This window comes from Falsiroseomonas sp. RANM36, from assembly GCF_056682175.1.
In genome coordinates, this window is record NZ_JBWXTD010000003.1 from 1,215,330 (window position 1) to 1,234,072 (window position 18,743).

At 72.9% G+C, this 18,743-nt stretch carries 19 protein-coding genes and 1 pseudogene; 9 read left to right on the forward strand and 11 right to left on the reverse strand.

What is annotated here, in order from left to right; genetic code table 11:
- Positions 1 to 219 precede the first annotated feature (219 nt).
- Genes AC1MIR_RS10700 through AC1MIR_RS10710 form a run of 3 tightly spaced genes read right to left on the reverse strand, consistent with a single transcriptional unit; the run spans position 220 to position 4,899 of the window.
- Positions 220 to 1,101 (reverse strand): ABC transporter permease, encoded by an 882-nt coding sequence (locus AC1MIR_RS10700; RefSeq protein WP_480028146.1) that lies wholly within the window; start codon positions 1,099 to 1,101, stop codon positions 220 to 222.
- Between the two features lie 3 nt (positions 1,102 to 1,104).
- Entirely contained in the window at positions 1,105 to 2,820 is a 1,716-nt protein-coding gene (locus tag AC1MIR_RS10705; protein ID WP_480028147.1) for a hydantoinase B/oxoprolinase family protein, read from the reverse strand.
- Between the two features lie 3 nt (positions 2,821 to 2,823).
- Positions 2,824 to 4,899 (reverse strand): hydantoinase/oxoprolinase family protein, encoded by a 2,076-nt coding sequence (locus tag AC1MIR_RS10710; protein ID WP_480028148.1) that lies wholly within the window; start codon positions 4,897 to 4,899, stop codon positions 2,824 to 2,826.
- 89 nt (positions 4,900 to 4,988) lie between these two features.
- Between AC1MIR_RS10710 and AC1MIR_RS10715 the strand changes: the two are divergent.
- Both AC1MIR_RS10715 and AC1MIR_RS10720 read left to right on the forward strand, forming a co-directional pair.
- A pseudogene (locus AC1MIR_RS10715) lies at positions 4,989 to 5,474 on the forward strand (NAD-dependent epimerase/dehydratase family protein); the annotation flags it as partial.
- Positions 5,475 to 5,670: 196 nt separating this feature from the next.
- Positions 5,671 to 6,009, forward strand: a complete 339-nt coding sequence (locus AC1MIR_RS10720; RefSeq protein WP_480028758.1) for a hypothetical protein — start codon at positions 5,671 to 5,673, stop codon at positions 6,007 to 6,009.
- 20 nt (positions 6,010 to 6,029) lie between these two features.
- Here AC1MIR_RS10720 and AC1MIR_RS10725 read toward each other — a convergent pair whose 3' ends face one another.
- Entirely contained in the window at positions 6,030 to 6,890 is an 861-nt protein-coding gene (locus AC1MIR_RS10725; RefSeq protein WP_480028149.1) for an isocitrate lyase/PEP mutase family protein, read from the reverse strand.
- A gap of 131 nt (positions 6,891 to 7,021) precedes the next feature.
- Between AC1MIR_RS10725 and AC1MIR_RS10730 the strand changes: the two genes are divergently transcribed.
- From AC1MIR_RS10730 to AC1MIR_RS10745, 4 genes are read left to right on the forward strand one after another with little or no spacing between them, the layout of a single operon-like run.
- A complete protein-coding gene (locus AC1MIR_RS10730; protein ID WP_480028150.1) occupies positions 7,022 to 7,816 on the forward strand; it encodes an IclR family transcriptional regulator in 795 nt (264 codons plus the stop codon).
- A complete protein-coding gene (locus tag AC1MIR_RS10735; RefSeq protein WP_480028151.1) occupies positions 7,813 to 9,099 on the forward strand; it encodes a 3-isopropylmalate dehydratase large subunit in 1,287 nt (428 codons plus the stop codon). Before AC1MIR_RS10730 ends, AC1MIR_RS10735 begins: the two co-directional genes overlap by 4 nt.
- Positions 9,096 to 9,620, forward strand: a complete 525-nt coding sequence (locus AC1MIR_RS10740; RefSeq protein ID WP_480028152.1) for a 3-isopropylmalate dehydratase small subunit — start codon at positions 9,096 to 9,098, stop codon at positions 9,618 to 9,620. Before AC1MIR_RS10735 ends, AC1MIR_RS10740 begins: the two co-directional genes overlap by 4 nt.
- Before the next feature lie 26 nt (positions 9,621 to 9,646).
- Positions 9,647 to 10,648 carry a Bug family tripartite tricarboxylate transporter substrate binding protein gene (locus AC1MIR_RS10745; RefSeq protein ID WP_480028153.1) on the forward strand — a complete coding sequence of 334 codons (1,002 nt, stop codon included), beginning with the start codon at positions 9,647 to 9,649 and terminating at the stop codon, positions 10,646 to 10,648.
- A gap of 16 nt (positions 10,649 to 10,664) precedes the next feature.
- Here AC1MIR_RS10745 and AC1MIR_RS10750 read toward each other — a convergent pair whose 3' ends face one another.
- A complete protein-coding gene (locus AC1MIR_RS10750; protein WP_480028154.1) occupies positions 10,665 to 12,062 on the reverse strand; it encodes an AtzE family amidohydrolase in 1,398 nt (465 codons plus the stop codon).
- Positions 12,059 to 12,271 carry an AtzG-like protein gene (locus AC1MIR_RS10755; RefSeq protein ID WP_480028155.1) on the reverse strand — a complete coding sequence of 71 codons (213 nt, stop codon included), beginning with the start codon at positions 12,269 to 12,271 and terminating at the stop codon, positions 12,059 to 12,061. The genes AC1MIR_RS10750 and AC1MIR_RS10755 overlap by 4 nt, the downstream gene beginning before the upstream one ends.
- Before the next feature lie 176 nt (positions 12,272 to 12,447).
- Between AC1MIR_RS10755 and AC1MIR_RS10760 the strand changes: the two genes are divergently transcribed.
- Positions 12,448 to 13,560 carry a flagellar motor protein MotB gene (locus AC1MIR_RS10760; RefSeq protein ID WP_480028156.1) on the forward strand — a complete coding sequence of 371 codons (1,113 nt, stop codon included), beginning with the start codon at positions 12,448 to 12,450 and terminating at the stop codon, positions 13,558 to 13,560.
- Positions 13,557 to 14,423 (forward strand): flagellar motor stator protein MotA, encoded by an 867-nt coding sequence (gene motA / locus AC1MIR_RS10765; RefSeq protein ID WP_480028157.1) that lies wholly within the window; start codon positions 13,557 to 13,559, stop codon positions 14,421 to 14,423. Before AC1MIR_RS10760 ends, motA begins: the two co-directional genes overlap by 4 nt.
- Positions 14,424 to 14,436: 13 nt before the next feature.
- On the opposite strand, the gene AC1MIR_RS10770 is transcribed toward motA, so the two are convergent.
- Positions 14,437 to 14,670 carry a DUF6522 family protein gene (locus AC1MIR_RS10770; RefSeq protein ID WP_480028158.1) on the reverse strand — a complete coding sequence of 78 codons (234 nt, stop codon included), beginning with the start codon at positions 14,668 to 14,670 and terminating at the stop codon, positions 14,437 to 14,439.
- Positions 14,671 to 14,760: 90 nt separating this feature from the next.
- Between AC1MIR_RS10770 and AC1MIR_RS10775 the strand changes: the two genes are divergently transcribed.
- Positions 14,761 to 15,201, forward strand: a complete 441-nt coding sequence (locus tag AC1MIR_RS10775) for a PaaI family thioesterase (RefSeq protein ID WP_480028159.1) — start codon at positions 14,761 to 14,763, stop codon at positions 15,199 to 15,201.
- Here AC1MIR_RS10775 and AC1MIR_RS10780 read toward each other — a convergent pair.
- From AC1MIR_RS10780 to AC1MIR_RS10795, 4 genes are all read right to left on the reverse strand, one after another.
- Positions 15,180 to 15,713: a hypothetical protein gene (locus tag AC1MIR_RS10780; protein WP_480028160.1), complete on the reverse strand. Its 534-nt coding sequence runs from the start codon at positions 15,711 to 15,713 to the stop codon at positions 15,180 to 15,182. The two genes, AC1MIR_RS10775 and AC1MIR_RS10780, sit on opposite strands and share 22 nt — an antisense overlap.
- A gap of 34 nt (positions 15,714 to 15,747) precedes the next feature.
- A complete protein-coding gene (locus AC1MIR_RS10785) occupies positions 15,748 to 16,518 on the reverse strand; it encodes an enoyl-CoA hydratase/isomerase family protein (protein WP_480028161.1) in 771 nt (256 codons plus the stop codon).
- A gap of 116 nt (positions 16,519 to 16,634) precedes the next feature.
- Positions 16,635 to 17,852: an MFS transporter gene (locus AC1MIR_RS10790; RefSeq protein ID WP_480028162.1), complete on the reverse strand. Its 1,218-nt coding sequence runs from the start codon at positions 17,850 to 17,852 to the stop codon at positions 16,635 to 16,637.
- Positions 17,849 to 18,520: a nitroreductase gene (locus AC1MIR_RS10795; protein WP_480028163.1), complete on the reverse strand. Its 672-nt coding sequence runs from the start codon at positions 18,518 to 18,520 to the stop codon at positions 17,849 to 17,851. The genes AC1MIR_RS10790 and AC1MIR_RS10795 overlap by 4 nt, the downstream gene beginning before the upstream one ends.
- Positions 18,521 to 18,743 lie beyond the last annotated feature (223 nt).

Below are 18,743 nucleotides of genomic sequence, written 5' to 3' on the forward strand. Positions count from 1 at the left end.
ATCCGGCGCCGTCGCGCCCGCCTGGTGCTCCTTCAGCACCCCAATGATCTGCTCCTGCGTGAACCTCGATCGCTTCATCATCCGTCTCCCTTCGACGGACTCTAGCTCAGGCCGGGGACATCCAAGGAGGCAGGGTCAAGGCGAGGAACACCCCGGTGTAGAGGAACAGCCCGGCACGCCACCACCGATAGGGGTCGCGCCTACGCGGCGCGGCGGCGCTCACTTCTTCCCCCCGGTGAAGACCTCGGCGATGCCGACCCAGCGGCCCGCGACCAGCAGCAGCGCGCCGACGATCCCGACCAGCGTCACCGACAGCGCCGCACCCATCGCCCAGTTGTTGTTCGACAGGAACTGGGACGCGATCATGTTGCCCAGCATGATGCCGGATGTTCCGCCCAGCAGCCGCGGCGTGACATAGGCCGACACCGCCAGCAGGAACACCATGATGCAGCCCGAGAGCACGCCGGGCCAGGACAGCGGCAGCACGACGTGCCGGAAAGTCTGCCAGGGCCGCGCGCCGAGATCGGCCGCCGCCTCCAGCAGCTTGGGATCGATGCGCCCGAGCGCCAGGTAGATCGGTAGCGTCATGAACAGCGTGTAGACATAGACGAGGCCGACATAGACCGCGCCCTCGTTGTAGAGCAGCCACTCCAGCGGCGCGTCCACGATCCCCAGCGTCATCAGCGTCTGGTTGATCAGCCCGTTGCGGCCGAGGATCGGCAGCCACACGAAGGTCCGCACGACATAGCTGATCCAGAACGGCACGAAGACCGCCACCAGCCAGACGGCCCGCCACGGCCTGCGCCGCGTCGCCAGGAACCAGGCCAGCGGATAGGAGACCAGCAGCGACAGCAGCGTGGTCAGCGCCGCCATGCGCAGCGTCTTCACGATCAGGTCGAGATAGAGCGGCTCCTCGACGATGCGGGCGTAGCTGTCGAATACGAAGTCCGGCGTGGTGCCGAAGATCGAGGACCGCCAGAAGGAGACGGCGACCATGAAGGCCACCGGCGCCAGGCCGAAGACCAGCAGCCAGGCGACGCCGGGCAGCATCAGCCAGAAGGGCTTGCCGATCGGGCGCACGCCGGGGAAGGGGCGCGCCATCGCTCAGCCGCCCCGCGCGCGGCGTGTCGCGGCGAGGTCCAGCGCGCCGGCCGTCACCACCACGCCGTAGTCGCGCAGCGCCGCCGCCGCACTCACCTTGCCTTCGCGCACATCGGCCAGCACCGCCGCGGGATCACGCGAGAAGGGATCGCCATATCCGCCGCCGCCGCCGAGCGTGAAGCGCAGCCGGTCGCCGGGTTTCAGGCGGCGGTAGATGCCATGCTCGGCCGGCGCGCCGTTCACCCAAAGCCCGCCGCCGCGTCCCGCCCGGCCGCCGGCGCGCCCGCCGATCGGGAAGCTGCCGCCCTCGCTGCGCCCGTTCAGCCGCACGGAGCTCTCGACATAGCCGCCGACCAGGTCGGCGTTCAGCACCTCGAACTCCACCTCCTGGCCGAGGCCGCCGCGGAATTGGCCCGGGCCGGCGCTGTCGGTCACGAATTCCTTGCGGCGATAGACGATCGGCGCCTCGCGTTCCGTCACCTCCATCGGGATGTTCGCGGTGTTGTTCGGGAAGCAGAGCGTCGGCCAGCCATCCTGCCGCACGCTGCCGCCGAAGCCGCCGGAATGCTGCGAGATGGCGAGGAAGCTGCGCCCGTCGCGCCAGCGGCCATGCAGATACATCTCGTTCGCCGGGCAGCCGCCATTGCCGCCCAGCACCGCTTCCGGCAGCACCTGTTCCAGCGCGCCGTAGATCACCTCCGGCAGCAGGTGCGAGATCATGGTGCGCCCCCAGGTCGAGGCCGGCGGGCGGCTGTTCACCGCCGTGCCCTCCGGCGCCAGGATCGTGATGGCGCGCATGCAGCCGTCGTTGTTCGGCACATCCGGGTCCAGCGCCAGCTTGATGGGATAGGCGCTGTAGCTCCGCGTCATGTTCAGCGTGCAGTTCACCGCGGCGCGCACCTCGCCCGAGGTGCCGGCGAAGTCGATCGTCACCTGGTCGCCGGCGATGGTCAGCGCCACCTTGATCAGGATCTGCTCGCCGGTGACCGGAAGCGGCGGCAACAGCGTCTCGCTGCGCCAGGTGCCGTTCGGCAGCTTCGCGATCTTCGCGCGCAGGCTGCGCTCGCTGCGCGCGGTGATCTCGGCGCCGAGCTCGCCCAGGTCGGCGAGGCCCGTCTCCTCGAGCATCGCGGTCAGGCCGCGGGTGCAGACATTGTTGGCGACGAGCTGCGCGCGCAAATCGCCCAGCACCTTCTCCGGCACGCGGATGTTGGCGCGGATGAAGGCGAAGATCGCCTCGTTGAGCGTCCCCGCCTCGTACAGCTTCATGATGGGGATCTTCAGCCCCTCCTCGTACATGTCCTTCGATTCAAGCGTGGACATGCGCCCGCCCATGTCGAGGTGATGGACGATGCAGAGGGTGAAACCGACCAGCGTCCCGCGATGGAAGATCGGCGAGGCGACGGAGATGTCGATCAGGTGCCCGCTGGCGGCCCAGGGGTCGTTGGTGATGATGACGTCGCCCGGCCGAAGCGTCTCCGCCGGGAAGACCTTCAGGAAGTTCCGCATCACCTCCGGCACGATGCCGAGGAAGCCGGCCGTGGTGAAGGTGGAATGCGCCAGCATGTCCGCCCGCGCGTCGAACACCGCGCAACAGAAATCGTGGTACTCCTTGACCGAGGGCGTGTAGGCGGTGCGGATCAGCCCCTGCGCGGCCTCGTCCACAATCGCGACAACGCGGTTCCAAAGCACCTGCACGGAGACGGCATCGAGGCGCATGGCTCAGCCCTCCCGGTCCGACGTGGCGAGGTCGATGATCAGCGCGCCGGAATAGTGCACGCGCAGCATATCGCCGCGGCCGATCACCGTGGTGGATTCGCGCTCCTCCACGATGGCGGGGCCGACGATCTCCTGATGCAGTGCGAGGGCTTCGCGGCGATACACCGGCGTCTCCTCGAAGCGCGCGGTGTCGTGCTGCCAGGTCGGACGCGTCGCGCCCGGGGCGGCCGGCGCGCCCTTGCGCGGCGCGGGCAAGGTCGGCGGCGGTTGCGGCTGGCGCGCTTCCACGCGCAGCGCGGCGATCTCGATGGGGTTGTCGTCATCCACCTTGCCGTAGAGCGCTTCATACGCCGCGACGAAGCCGGCGGAGAGCCGCTCCGGCAGCGTGGCATCCACCGCGCCGGCGATCGGGATTTCCAGCGCGTGGTCCTGGCCGTGGTAGCGCAGGTCGGCCGAGCGGCGAATCTCCGGCGTGGCAGCCGGCGGCAGCAGCGCCACCGCCTCCGCGGCCAGCGCATCGAGCTCCTGCGCCACCGCCGCGACATCCAGCCCCGCGACGCGTCGGTTCACCGGCCGGCTGCGCTCGAAGGCGATGGGTGCGGCGAGCAGCCCGAGGGAGGACATCACGCCGGCCAGCGGCGGCACCACCACGCGCCGGCAGCCGAGCCGCCGCGCGAGCCCGGCCGCATGCACCGGCCCCGCGCCGCCCGTCACCACCAGCGCGAGCGCCGCCGGCGACTTGCCCTTGTCCGCGACATAGACACGGCCTGCGGCGGCCATCGTCTCGTTGACGATCGCGTGGATGCCGGCCGCTGCACGCGCCAAGTCCAGCCCTGCCGGCTCGGCAACGCGCTCGGCGATCGCGGCCTCGGCGCGCGCACGGTCCAGCCGCATGTCGCCGCCGAGGAAGAAATCCGGGTTGAGATAGCCGAGCGCGAGATCGGCATCCGTCACCGTCGGCGCCTCGCCGCCCAGCCCGTAGCAGGCGGGCGCGGGATCGGAGCCCGCGCTCTCCGGCCCGACGCGGATCAGGCCGAGATCGTCGACGCGCGCGATGGAGCCGCCGCCGGCGCCGATCTCCAGCAGGTCATAGACCGGCACGGCCACGGGGATGCCGCTGCCGGCCTTGAAGCGGTGGACGCGATCCACCTCGAAATGCCGCGTGCGCGCCGCACGGCCTTCCTCCACCAGGCAGAGCTTTGCCGTCGTGCCGCCCATGTCGAAGGCGAGCAGCGACGAGAGGCCGAGGCGGCCGCCGAAATAGATCGCGGCCTCCACGCCCGCCGCGGGCCCGCTTTCAACGATCTGCACCGGGAAGCGCTTCGCGATATCGGCGGTCGCGGTGCCGCCATTCGACAGCATCACGAACAGCGGCCGCGCATAGCCGCGCCCGCGCAGGCCTTCCTGCAGGCGATCGAGATAGGTGGCCGTCAGGCGCTTCACATAGGCGTCCACCACGGTGGTGGAGCTGCGCTCGTATTCCTTCGGCTCGGGATGCACCTCGTGCGACAGCGAGAGCTCCGCGTCGGGCAGCTCGTCGCGCAGGATCTCGGCGATGCGCCGCTCATGCGCCGGATTCGCGTAGGCATGGAGCAGGCAGACCGCGACGGCCTCCACCTCTGCTTCCCGGAAGCGTCGCGCCGCGTCGCGCACATCCGCCTCCTGCAGCGGCTCCAGCACGCTGCCATCCGCCAGCAAGCGCTCCCGCACGCCGAGGCGGAGCTCGCGCGGCACCAGCGGCGCCGGATAGCGGATGAACATGTCGAACAGGTCGTAGCGCACTTCGCGCCGCATCTCGATCACGTCGCGGAAGCCGGCGGTGGCGATCAGGCCGGTATGCGCGCCGCGCCGCGTCAGGATGGCGTTGGTGACGAGCGTGGTCGCATGGATCACGGCGGCCGCCTGCGCCGCGAAGCCCGGGCGCTGCGCCTCCAGCGCGGCGATGCCGCGGAACACCGCCTCCTCCGGCGCATGCGGCGTGGTCAGCACCTTCGCGGCCAGCACGCGGCCCTCCTCCACCAGCACGAAGTCGGTGAAGGTGCCGCCGATGTCGATGCCGAGCCGCGGGCCTGCGCTCATGCCGATGTGGCCTCCCTCGCGGGCTGGATTTGGGCCGAAAGCGGTGCAGGATCGCCGGGCACCGCGGAAGGACCAGGGGCATGAGCGTGATGATCGTGGGCGCCAGCGGCTTCGTCGGGCTCGCCCTGGCCGAGCACCTGCTGGCGCGCGGCGATGCGGTGATCGCTGCCGACATCGAGCCGATGCCGCCGCGGGCGGCGCGGGAATTCCCGTCGCTGCCCGGCCGTCTGGTCGCTGCCGAGCGGCTCGACGCCACCGACGCAGAGACCTATGCGGCGCTGGTCGCCCGCCATCGGCCGCGCGCCATCGTCCATCTGGCGGCGCTGACGCCGCTCGGTCGCGTGCCGCCGGCGCTGGCGCGGCGCACGGCGGCGGTGAACGTGCTCGGGCCGCTGAACGCGGTCGCCGCCGCGGCGACGCTGCCGGGCTGCTTCCTTGTCGTCACCTCCTCCGGCTCCGTCTTCGGCGCGGCAGGGTTCGACGCGCCGCTGCTCGACGCCACCATCCGTCCCGATCCGCGGAGCATCTACGGCGTCGCGAAATTCGCCGGGGAGCGGATGAGCCTGCTCGCCGCTGCCGAAGCCGGCGTGCCGCTCGCCGTGGCGCGCCTGTCCTCGGTCTTCGGCCGATGGGAACGCGCGGCCGGCGCGCACCCGGTCGCGGGGGCGCGGCGCGGGGGGCGGGGGCCGGGGGCCCGGCGCGGGGGGCGCGCGCCCGGGCGCTTCGCCGCTGCTGCGGCTGACGCAAAGGGCACTGACGGGGCAGCCAGCGGTGGTCGCCGATGCCGGCAAGCGCGACTTCATCTATTCCGTGGATGTCGCCGCCGGCCTGGCGAGCCTGGTGGACACCGCGAAGCCGGCACCGCACCCGCTGCATCTCGCGCCCGGGATCACATGGTCGCTGGCCGATTGGTGCGCGGGCCTCGCGCGCCGCATTCCCGGCTTCACCTGGACGCTCGACCCCGACGATCCGGCCGGCGAGTCCGCCTCCAACGCCCGCGCGCCGATGGAAACCGAGTCGCTCGCCGCGCTCACCGGCTTCCGCGCCGCCTACGACATGGAGCGCGCGATGGAGGATGATCTCGCCTGGCGGCGCGCAGCAGCCGACTGAACGGCGCCACGCGGCGCGCCTCACGCGCCGCCCTCCGTCCAGTGGGCCTCGGCCCGCATCAGCGCGGCGGTGCCCACCACCCCGTCGCGCAGCGCGGCGGGCGCCATGCGGTCCGCGATGCCGCGTCCGTCGCCGTCCTGCAGCACGGCGCGGAAGGCGGCGTCCATCGCGGCGATCGCGGCGCGCTGCGCATCGCCCGGATAGATCACGATGGCGAAGCCGAGTTCGGCGAGGCGCGGCGGCGGCAGCGGCAGGCCCTGTGCGCTCATGCTCGCATTCAGCAGTTGCGGCACGCCCGGCAGCGCGGCGCCCGCGGCTTGCATCGCGGCCGCATCCTCCAGCCCCTCGACGAAAGCGATGTCGGCGCCCCCGGCAAGATAGGCGCGCATCCGCGCCAGCGCCGCATGCAGCCCCTCGGGCTTGACCGCGTCGGTGCGCGCGATGATCAGGGGCCCGCCGCCCAACTGCTCCACCGTGGCGCGCGCGGCGCGGATGCGCGACAGCATTTCCGCCTGCGGCACCACCGCCACGCCCTCGAACAGGCCGCAGCGCTTGGGGAAGGGCTGGTCCTCGATATGCAGCGCGGCGACGCCGAGCCGCGCATAGCGCCGCACCGCATGCGCCAGGTTCAGCAGGCCGCCATAGCCCGTGTCGGCGTCGGCGATCACCGGCGCGCCGCCGGCGCCTTCCACGATCTCGCCGATGCGCGCTTCCATCTCCGCAAGGCCGAGGATGCCGAGGTCGGGTTGTCCCGCGGCGCGGGCGATGGCGCCGCCGCTGGCATGCAGCGCCGCGGCGCCCGCATGGATGGCGAGCCGTGCCGAGAGCCCGTCCCAGACGCCCGGCGCCAGCACCGGCATCCTGCCGGCGCCCGCCGCCATCAAGGCGCGCAACCTCTCTGCGGCCGCGAAGCCCATCGCCTCGTCCGCTCCCCTTTCCTCGCCTGCCCGGACGAGGCTTGATCGCCCCGGCACTGTTCGGTATGGCGAACACTGTCCGGAAATCAGACTGCATGGGGAGGCCGAGGCTGGTCAAGTCCGCAACCAGGGCGCTGGACGTGCTGGAACTGCTGGCCGCGCGGCCGGAGGCGATGGCGCATGGCGACATCGCGCGCGCGCTGCGCATCCCGAAGAGCAGCCTCACCGAACTTCTCGCCACGCTCGAGCAGCGCCACTACGTCGTCCGTGAAGGCAGCGGCACGGCGGAGCGCATGCGCCTCGGCCCCGCCGTGCTCGGCCTTGCCGGCGTGCTGCTGCGACGGACCGATGTCACGCGCCTGGCGCAGCCCGTCGTCGCCGCGCTGATGACGCGCACCGGCGAATCCGCCGCGCTGGTCGTGCGCGAGGGCGCGGAGGTCGTCGTGGTCTGCAAGGAGAACTGCAACCAGCCGATCCTCTACTCGCTGCAGCTCGGCGAGCGCGGGCCGGTGAACGCCTCGGCCGGCGGCAAGGCGATTCTGGGCGCGTCCTCCACGGCCGAGATCGAAGCCTATCTCGCCCTTGGCGCGCTGCCGCGCCTCACGCCCCGCACCATCACGGAACCCGCCGCGCTGCGGCGCGATTTCGCCGCCATCGCGCGCAGCGGCATCGCCTTCAGCCGCGAGGAGATGATCGAGGGGATCATCGCCATGGGCCATGCCGTGCTGGACGCCACCGGCCAGCCCTGCGCCGGGCTTTCCGTGGGCGTGCCGAAGGTGCGCTTCACGAAGGAGAAGGAGCGCCTGCTGGCCGACGCGCTGCGCGCCGCCGCGGCCGAGATCTCCGCCATGCTGGGCTGGCGCGACCAACCGAGGAGAGCAGCCGGATGACCGGCGGACAGACGATCACCCAGAAAATCCTCTCGCGCATCTGCGGCCGCCGCGTCGCACCCGGCGAGGTGGTGATGCCGCAGGCGGAGCTGATCACCGTGCATGACTGGTACACGGTGAACGCCTTCCGCACGCTGGAGGAATTCGGCGTCACCAAGTTGCACGACGCCTCTCGGGTGCTGCTGGTGACGGACCACGAGCCGCTGGCCGTCTCGCCCCAGGCCTTCGCGCGGCAGCAGGCGGTGCGCGGCATCGCGAAGCGCTTCGGCGTGACGCATCGCGACTCCGGCCGAGGCGGGCTCGGCCATGTCTTCCCGGTGGAGGAAGGGTTGGTCACGCCCGGCATGTTCGTATTTGCCTACGACCCGCATGTGACGAATTTCGGCGCGGTCGGCGCGCTCGGCATCGCGGTGCTGACCGAGATTCCGGAAGTGCTGGCCTGCGGCTCCGTCTGGCTGGAAGTGCCGGAGACGCTGCGGGTGGAGATCACGGGCAGCCTGCCCTTCGGCGTCTTCGCCCGCGACGCGGCGCAGAAGCTGATCGGCAGCCACGACGCGGCCTTGTTCGAGGATGCGGTGGTGGAATATGGCGGGCCGGGCCTCGCCTCGCTCGGCATGGATGCGCGCCACACGCTGTGCAACACGCCGGTCGAGCTCGGCGCCGTCTCCTCCATCGTCGAGCCGGACGCGGCCTGCATGGCCTATGCGACGGCGCGCGCGCAGCGGCCGATCCACGCCGCGCTGCCCGATGCCGACGCAACCTATCGCGCGCGCATCACGCTCGATCTCTCGTCGCTCGCACCGCAGGTCGCGCTGCCGCCGACGCCCGACAACGTGGTGGACGTGACGCAGGCCGCCGGCAAGCCGATCGGCCATGCCTTCATCGGCTCCTGCGCGTCGGGGATGCTGGACGACCTGCGTGTGGCGGCGGCGGTGCTGCGCGGGCGGCAGGTGGCCGAGGGCGTGCGCATGATCGTCACCCCCGCGACTCAGCAGGTGGCGGCGGATGCCGCTGCGGAAGGGCTGATCGAGGTCTTCCTGCGCGCCGGCGCGATGGTGACGGCGCCGGGCTGCGGCGTCTGCGCCGGCGGCCGCATCGGCGGCGTGACGGCGGGCGAGCATTCCATCGGCACGGGCACGCGCAACGAGCCCGGGCGGCTCGGCGCGCATGAGGCGGTGCTGCACATCGCGGGGCCCGCGACGGTCGCGGCCTCCGCGGTGGTCGGCAGCATCGCCGATCCGCGGCCCTTCCTGCGCGAGGCGGCCTGGGGGATGGCGGCATGAGCGAGCTGACGCTGCGCGGACGCGCCTGGGTCTATCCGGACAACGTCGCCATCGACGGCGACCTGATGGCGCTGGAGTGGGCGCTGAAGCGCGAGACGCGGCCGGATGTGTTGCGGGAGCATGTCTTCGCCGGCCTCGATCCCGATTTCCCGAAGCGCGCGCAGCCCGGCGACATCGTCGTCGGCGGCAAGCGATTCGCGCAGGGCAACCCGCATATCCAGGGCATGATCGGCCTGCGCGGCTGCGGGGTCGGGCTGATCGCGGAGAGCATCCCGATCGGCTCCTTCCGCAATGCGCTCGCTGCCGGCCTGCCCGTGCTGCCGCGCTGCCCCGGCGTGCGCGCGATGTTCGCGAATGCCGAGGAGATCGAGGTGGATTTCGCCGCCGCGCGCGTCCGCAACCTGACGCGCGGCACCGAGGCAAGCTTCCCGCCGCTCGGCGCGCATCTGCAGGAGATGCTGCGCGCCGGCGGCTGGGGCCCGATGTTCCGCCGTCGCCTGGATGCGATGGCGGCAGCCTGATCCGAACCAAGCCGGGAGAAGACAAGATGACGAAGACCTTCGCACTCACGCGCCGCCACGCGCTGGCTGGCGCCGCGCTGGCCACGCTCGCTGCGCCGCGCGCCATGGCGCAGGCCTATCCTGCGCGGCCGGTGCGCCTTGTGGTGCCCTTCCCGCCTGGCAACACCTCCGACATCCTCGCGCGGCTCGTCGCGGAGGAGGTGCAGAAGCGCCGCGGCGTGACGGTGGTGGTGGAGAACCGCCCCGGCGCCTCCGGCGCGCTCGGCGTGCAGGCGGTGACGGGCGCGCGCGCCGATGGGCTGACGCTGCTGGTCACCACGCAGTCGCCGATCGTGGTGAACCCGCCCCTGATGAAGAACCCGCCCTATGATCCGGTGCGCGACCTCTCGCCCGTCGCGCTCTTCGCGCGCACCGGCTTCATCCTGATCGCCGCGCCGGACTTCCCGGCGAACACCATGGCGGACGCGGCGCGCGTGCTGCGCGCGGGGCCTGCCGGCCGCTTCAGCGCGGCGAATCCGGGCCTCGGCACGATGAGCCACCTGGCGATGGCGCTGCTCGCGCTGCAGCTCGGCACGCAGATCGAATCCGTGCCGTATCGCGGCAGCGCCGCCGCGCTGGTGGACGTGACCGCCGGGCGCGTGCCGCTGATGATCGACGGCTTCAACTCCGCCGTGCCGCAGGTGCGTGGCGGCAAGGCGAAGGCGCTGGCCGTCGTCGCGCGGCAGCGCGCCGCGCTGGTGGCCGACGTGCCGAGCATGGCGGAGAGCGGCGTGCCGGAACTGGCGGAGCTCGAGGCGCTGTCCTGGACCGGCCTGTTCGGCCCCGCCGGCACGCCGCCCGAGGTCGCGGCCTGGTGGACGGCGGCGCTGGGCGAGGTGATGCGCGACCCCGCCATCGTGCAGAAGCTGGCCCAGACCTTCATCGAGGCCGTGGCGCCCGACTCCGCCGAGGCCTTCGCGCGTGAGATCGCATCGGACCTGGCGAAGTGGACGCGCGTGGTGCGCGAGGCGCGGATCGAGCAGCAATAGGCGTCGCGGCGCCGCGTCAGCCCTCCGGCAAGGCCGGCGCGGCGACGACGCCGCTGCGCTCCAGCGCCGCGGCCACGCGGAACAGCAGGTCCTCGCGGCAGGGCGCGGCGATCAGCTGCACGCCGACAGGCAGGCCGCGCTCCGTGCCGCAGGCGGCCGGGTCGGCCAGCGGCACCGCCATCGCGGGCAGGCCGATGCAGGAGATCGGCTGGGTGAAGACACCGAGATGCGGTCGGATCGGCCGGTCCTCCCCATCCACCACCAGGCTCGCCTGGCCGATCGGCGTCGCGACATGCGGCGTCGCGGGGGCGATGATCACGTCCACGTCCCGGAAAAGCGCCAGCACATCGGCGCGATAGGCGGCGCGCAGGCGCTGCGCCTGGATGATCCAGCTGGCCGGCAGCAGCGCGCCGGCCAGCAGGCGGTCGCGCGTGGCGGGGTCGAACTCGGCGGCGCGCGCGCGCAGATTCGGCAGGTGCAGGTTGCCGCCCTCGGCCATGGTGATCAGGAAGGCGGCGGCGCGGCCGAGCGCGGCATCGGGAATCGTCACGCGCTGCGTGGCGCCGAGCGCCTGCGCCACGGCCGCCACCGCGGCGAAGCAGGAGGGCTGGCCGCCGCGCGCGAAATACCCCTCCGCCACCGCGATCCTCAGCCCCGCGATCCCGGCATCGAGCAGCGGCGCGACGGCCTCCGTCGCGCGCCATTGCTGCGCCGGGTCCTCCGCATCGGCGCCCTGCAGCGCGTCATAGCAGAGCGCGAGGTCGCCGAGGTCGCGCGCGAAGGGCCCCATGTGGTCCAGCGAGGCGACGAAGGGAAAGCAGCCGCCGCGGGAAAGCCGCCCATAGGTCGGTTTCAGCCCGAAGATGCCGCAGAGCGAGGCCGGCACGCGGATCGAGCCGTTGGTGTCGCTGCCGAGGCTGAGCGACACCAGCCCCGCCGCGACCGCCGCCGCGGAGCCGCCCGAGGACCCGCCCGCGATGCGCGTCGGGTCGTGCGGATTGCCCACGGCGCCGTCATGCGCGTTCTCCGTGGTGAAGCCATAGGCGTATTCGTCCATGTTCAGCGCGCCGAGGCAGATCGCGCCGGCGTCGCGCAGGCGGCGCACCAGGAAGGCGTCGCGCGCGGCGGCCGGCCTGTCGCGCTCGATCCGCGCGCCGGCCAGCGTGGTCACGCCTTCCAGGTCGAAGAGGTTCTTCACCGCATAGGGCACGCCGGCGAGCGGCCCGGGATCGCGCCCCGCCGCGACGGCGGCGTCCACCGCCGCAGCCTCGTTCCGCGCGCGGGCGGCGGTGATGTCCGTGAAGGCATTGAGCGGCGGATTGCCCGCGGCGATGGCGGCGAGCGCATCCTCCACGACCTCGGCGGCGCGGCGGCGCCCGCTGCGCACCGCTTCGGCGATGGCGCGCGCGCTCATGGCGCCTCGCGCCCGGCGACGAAGACGGGCGCCGGCTCATCCGCCGGCGCAAGCGGCCGCGACGCGACCAGCGCGGCCATGCGCGCGGCGAGCAGGAGATTGGCGGCGACGCCGGGCAGGTGGCCGGGTTGCAGCGGCAGGCCGAGCAGCGCCGCGGTGCTGCGGGCGTAGGCCTCCGCGTCGAAGGCGGCGGGATCGGACGGTGTCATGGCAGCGTGGTCCCCTGGCTGCGCGGGCACGCGGCAGCCTGCGGGGAAATTAGCAAGTTCCGCGCCAGGCGTGCGCAGCCGGACGGCGCGCTCTGGGCCAGCCTCCGGCCCGCCGGCTTAGCCAGGCCTTAACCCGCTTGGCCCATACCCTCGCCCGGAGGGTTCCGGCGCGGGCGATGGCAAAAGGCGGCAACGGGGCGACGATCGTCCTGAAGAAGGTCGAGGAAGGCGGGCACGGGCACCATGGCGGTGCCTGGAAGGTGGCCTATGCCGACTTCGTCACCGCGATGATGGCCTTCTTCCTGCTGATGTGGCTGCTCAACGCCACCACGGAGGAACAGCGCCGCGGCATCGCCGACTATTTCGCGCCCACCAATGTCATGGGTCGCAGCAGCACCGGCTCCGGCGAGCCTTTCGGCGGCCGCACGCCGCACGCCTCCGAGCAGATGACGCAGGACACCGGCGCGGTGCGCGTGGAGCGCGGCCCGCTGCCCGTGTTGCCCGATGTCGAGACGGAGGACGACAGCACCGTCCTCGCCCGCCCCGTGCCGATGCGCGAGGGCCCGGAGGGCGAGGACGAGGAGAACGACCCGCGCCGCGTGCGCGTCTCGCCGGAGGCGCGCGAAAGCCATACCGCGCGCGCCGATGCGCCGCCCGGCGATCAGGACCCGCGCGCGCGCCGCGCCGATGGCACCGGCGAGGCGACCGACCCGCGCAACCTGTCCGATGCGGAACTGCGCGCGGAGCACGAGCGCCGCGAGCGCGCCGCGTTCGAACTGGCGGCGGAGGACATCCGCCGCATGGTCGCCGGCGATCCCGCCCTGGCGGAGCTCGGCCGCCAGCTGCGCATCGAGCAGGTGCCGGAGGGCCTGCGCATCCAGCTGCTGGACGCCGACGGGCAGCCGATGTTCGCCCTCGGCGGCGCCGCGCCGAACGACCGGGCGCGCCAGCTGATCGCGCGTGTCGCGCAGGTCGCCGCCCGCCTGCCGAACGCCATCGCCGTCACCGGCCACACCGACGCGACGCCGTTCCGCGGCGGCGGCGACCGCTCGAACTGGGATCTCTCGGCGGAGCGCGCGAACGCGACGCGCCGCCTGCTGGCGGAGGCCGGCCTCGCCGAGGGTCGCATCCGCAGCGTCGCCGGCTATGCCGAACGGCAGCCGCTGCTGCCCGACCAGCCGACCGCCGCCGCGAACCGCCGCGTCGCCATCACCCTGCTGCGCGAGCCGCCCCCGCCACCCCGGCAGGAAGCCGCGGCCCCGCGCGCCGCCGGAACCGCCACGCCATGACCGCGATCGCCGGCTTCGGCTTCCTGCTCGTGATGGTGTTCGGCGGCTACCTGATCGCCGGCGGCAAGTTCGCCATCATCCTCGGCGCGCTGCCTTTCGAGATGATGATGATCGGCGGCGCCGCCATCGGCGCCTTCGTCATGGCCAACAGCATGCACGACGTGAAGCACACGCTCGGCGGTTTCGGGAAGATCCTCAAGGGTCCGAAATACCACAAGTCGGACTACATCGAGATCCTGTCGCTGCTCTACTGGTTCGTACGCCTGGCGCAGCAGAAGGGCGCGATGGCGCTGGAGGCGCATATCGAGCGCCCGCAGGAATCCGCCGCCTTCCAGAAATTCCCGAAGATCGCCGGCGACCCGCACCTCGTCGCGCTGATCTGCGACTACCTGCGCATGATCGGCATGAACGCCGACGACCCGCACCAGATCGAGGACGTGATGGCGCGGGAGCTGAAGAAGCTGAAGGAGGAGGAGATGCACCCCTCCCACGCCATGCAGACCATCGCCGATGCGCTGCCCGCGCTCGGCATCGTCGCCGCGGTGCTCGGCGTGATCAAGACGATGGGCTCGATCGACCAGCCGCCGCCGGTGCTCGGCAAGATGATCGGCGGCGCGCTGGTCGGCACCTTCCTCGGCGTGCTGCTCGCCTACGGGCTGATGGGGCCGCTGGCGACGCGGCTGAAAAGCATCGTCGAGGAGGAGCAGAAGTATTTCGAGGTGATCCGCGCCGTCCTCGTCGCGCATCTGCACGGCAATGCGCCCCAGGTCGCCGTGGAGACCGGCCGCAAGATGGCGCCGAGCCATTCGATGCCGACCTTCCAGGAGCTGGAGGAGAGCCTGCAGAACCTGGTGATCGGCTGACGGGCGCCGCCGGTCAGCCCTGCGAGAGCACGCGGCCCGTCGCCGCCTCCACCACCAGCACGCGCTGCGTCGCGCGCCGGCGCAGCGTGAGGCGCAGCCGCCCGGCATCCTCGCCCTCGCCGCGCTCCACCACCGAATGCACCGCGCCGCGCCGCAGGTCGGCCAGCACCGCCGCGAGCGGCGCGCCGAGCAGCCTCGCCATCGCTTCGGCGTCCAGCACCACGTCGCCGGCGGCGTCGATCTCCACGCGCTCGATCATCGCCAGAAGATGCGAAGCGCGCGGGCGGGTTCAAGCGCGGGGTTGACGGCGCGCCGCCGGCCCGGCACGCGGCGGCCCATGACGACGCAAAAGCTCGACCCGCATGACGCGCCCTACCACGACCTGATCGGCCTGGAGCTGGTCGAATGGCGCGACGGCCTTGCCCGCGTCGCCTGCACGCCCGGGCCGCAGCACGCCAACCGCTCCGGCATCACCCATGGCGGCGTGATGCTGTCGCTGATCGACCAGGCGGCGGCTTATGCGGGGCTTTGGTGCAGCGTGCCCGGCAACATCCGCCGCGCCGTCACCCTCGACCTCGATTGCCGCTTCACCGGCCAGGTCGCGGCGGGCGCGCGGCTGGTCGCGGAAGGCCGCGTCGTCACGCGCGGGCGCAACATCTTCTTCTGCCGGACGGAGGTGTTCGACGCAGCCGGCACGCTGGTCGCCTTCGGCGCTTCCACGCATCGCTGGCGCACCGGCAGCGAGGCGGTCGAGGGTCAGCCGCCCGGCGCGGCCTGAGGGCGCGGCCCGCGCCACAGCGCGCGGCACAGCGCCAGCACCGGCGCCGCGCTGGCCGCAGGCAGCCCGGCTTCCGTCCATCCCGGTGGCATCGTCGGCAGCCGCGCCGCGGCCGCCAGCGGCCAGAGCCTCGCGCCGAGCCGCGCGACCAGCCCCGCCTCCGCCATGGTGCGGCCGAGCGCCGCCGCCTCGATCTCCTCCGCCGCCTCGCCGAGCGCGGCGCGCACCGCCGCACCGATCGGCGTCAGCGCGCTTCGCGGAATCTCGATGGGCGTGCGGGTCCAGGCCTCGGGCGCCACCAGCGCCGGCTCCAGCGGGACCGCCAGCAGACGGGTGAATCGCATCGGGCGATCGGGGCGCAGATCCTTCAGCCGCGGCCGCGCGACGTCGAGCAGCGCATCCGCCGCGCCGCGCGCCTGCAGCGCATCCAGCAGGCCGACGAGGCGGCCGATCTTCTCCGGCGGCGCGGCGGCCAGCGCGGCGCGCAGGTCGCGATCGGGCTCCAGCTGCATCGCGCCAGCATGCCGCCGCGCGATGGAGGAAGGGTTACCGGCCGCGGAAGACCGGCTTGCGCTTCTCCAGGAAGGCGCGCGTGGCTTCGCGGAAGTCTTCCGTGTAGGCGAAGTCGCTGACGGCGCCGAGCTCGGCCTCGGTGAGCGGCAGCGGCCCGCGCAGCCGCTGCAGCATCGCCTTGTGGTAGCGGTTGGACAGCGGCGCGCCCTGCGCGATGCGCTTCGCCAGCGCCATCGCTTCCGCCTTCACCGCCGCATCCGCCACCAGCCGCGTCAGCAGGCCCTTGCCGAAGGCCTCCTCGCCGGTGAAGACGCGGCCCTCGATAAGCAGCTCGCAGGTCACGGCGTAGCCGACCGACTGCAGCAGCGGATCGAGCTCGCCCGGGTGGTAGAAGATCGAGAGGTTGCGCGCCGGGATGCCCATGCGCGTGGAGGGGCCGCCGACGCGGAAATCCGACATGGTGGCGATGCCGCAGCCGCCGCCCATGGTCCAGCCTCGGCAGGCCGCCACCACCGGATGCACGCAGCGCCGGATGGACTGGAAGGAACGGGAGATCTCGCGCCCGTACACCGCCTCGCGCTCCGGCGTGCCGCGCTCCTGCTCGAAGGCGCCGATGTCGGCGCCGGCGCTGAACGCCTCCTCGCCCGCGCCCTGGATCAACACGCAGCGGAGCGTGTCGTCGGCCGAGGCGGCTTCCATCGCCTCGGCCAGCGCGATCCACATCGGCAGGTCGAGCGCGTTGCGCTTGGCGGGGCGGTCGATGGTGACGACGGCGATCTCGCCGTCGCGGTCGGTGCGGATCATCGGGTGCGGCATGGTGGGGCGGAGGCTAGCCCAGATCGCGCCGCGCCATAAGGCACCGGCTTGCGCCGCCGCACCGTCCGCCCGGCCGTGGGCGCCGGGCCGGTCCGGGCCCGGCGCTATGCCGCCGCCAGCCGCCTGCCGCCGCCGGTGCGCAGCAGCAGCGTGGTGACGATCACGACATTCGCCGCGTTCCACGCCACGCCGTTCAGGAAGGCGGCGAAGTAGCTGCCGGTCAGGTCGAACACCAGGCCGGAGAGCCAGCCGCCGAAGGCCATGCCGATCAGCGTGGCGAAGAGCACGATGCCGACGCGCGTGCCGACCTCGGCCGCCGGGAAATGCTCCCGCACCACCACGGCGTAGGAGGGCACGATGCCGCCCTGCATCAGCCCGAACAGCGCCGACAGCACATAGAGCGAGCCGAGGCCGTCGAAGAACAGGAACAGCGACAGCGACAGGCCCTGCAGGACCGATCCCAGCAGCAGCGTGCGCAGCCCGCCGATGCGGTCCGCGATGAGGCCGGAGGCGATGCGGGAGACGATGCCGCAGGCCAGCATCAGCGAGAGCATCTCCGCCCCGCGCGCCACGCCGTAGCCGAGGTCGCCGCAATAGGCGACGATGTGCACCTGCGGCATCGCCATCGCGACGCAGCAGGCGACGCCCGCGGCGCAGAGTACCGCCGTCAGTCCGTTGCGCGACAGGCCGAGCGGCCGTTCGCCGCCACCCGCCGCCATCGGCACGCCGCCGCGCTGGCCCGGGGCGCGGGCGCGCAGCAGCAGGGCCAGGGGCAGCATCGTCACCAGGCAGAAGATCCCGACCATGATGTGCGCGCTGCGCCAGCCATGCGCGGCGATCAGCGCCGTCAGCACCGGCGGCCAGACCGCGCCGGCCAGGTAGTTGCCGGAGGCCGCGAGCGCCACCGCGATGCCGCGCCGCCGGCGGAACCACAGCGAGGCGTCCGCCATCAGCGGCCCGAAGCAGGCGGCGGCGCCGAGCATCCCGATCAGCACGCCCTGCGCCAGCGCATACACCGTGAGGCTCGGCGCGAGCCCCGCCGCGACATAGCCGGCGCAGAGCATGACCGCGGAGAGCAGCAGCGGGATCATCACGCCGAAGCGGTCGGCGAAGCGGCCCATGATGATGCCGCCCGCGCCGAAGCCCAGCATGGTCAGCGTGTAGGGGAGGGAGGCGCCGGCCCGCGTCGCGCCGAATTCCGCCTGCACATGCGGCAGCGCGACGACGACGGACCACATGCCGACGCCACCCAGCGTCGCCAGCGCCACCGTCGCCGCAAGCCGCAGCCAGGCGGCGCGGGAGTCGACCAGCTCCTCGCTCACGGCTCGGGCCCGAAGGTGACGAAGTTCGCGAGCGGCTCGCGCGCCGTCACCAGGCGGTTCGCCGGCTCCTCCGGGTCGGGCCGCCCGAGCGACATGCCGCAGACCAGGATGCGGTCCTCCGGCAGGCCGAGCTCGCGCCGCACGATCCAGTGGTAGTCGCAGAAGGCCGCCTGCGCGCAGGTCTCGAGGCCGTGGCCGCGCGCCGCCAGCATCACGTTCTGGATGAACATCCCGCAGTCGAGCCAGGAGCCGAGCTCCATGTCGCGGTCCATGCTGAAGAAAAGCCCGACCGGCGCGCCGAAGAAATCGTAGTTGCGCGCATGCTGCGCCTTGGTCGCCGCATGGTCGCCCTTGCCGATGCCGAGCAGCCCGTAGAGCCCCCAGCCCGTCGCGCGCCGACGCGCCAGGTAGGGCTCGCGCCATTGCCGCGGATAGTAGTGGTATTCGCGCGCGGCGGGCTCGCCGGCCGCGGGCGCGGCGCGCAGCGCGGCCGAAAGCCGCGCCTTCTCCGCGCCCGTCGTCACCCGCACATGCCAGGGCTGGATGTTGGAGCCGGAGGGCGCGCGGGACGCGGCGGCCAGGATCGCCTCGACCGTCGCGCGCGGCACGGGATCGGGCAGGAAGCCGCGGATGCTGCGGCGCCCCGTCATCGCCTCGATCACATCCATCGCCGCGCCGATCCTTCCCCGTGGCCCGCAGTCTGGCCCGGCGCGGCGTGCCGCGCCAGATCAGGGAATTCGGTCAGCCACCGCCTGCGCGACCGCCAGCGTGCCGACGCCGCCGAATTCGGCCGTGCGCAGCCCGGCCGCGGAGGCGCCCGCCCCCCCCCCCGCCCCCGCCCGCGCGGCGGGCGGCCCCGCCGGGGCCGGGGCGCCGCGCGCCGCCCCGGGC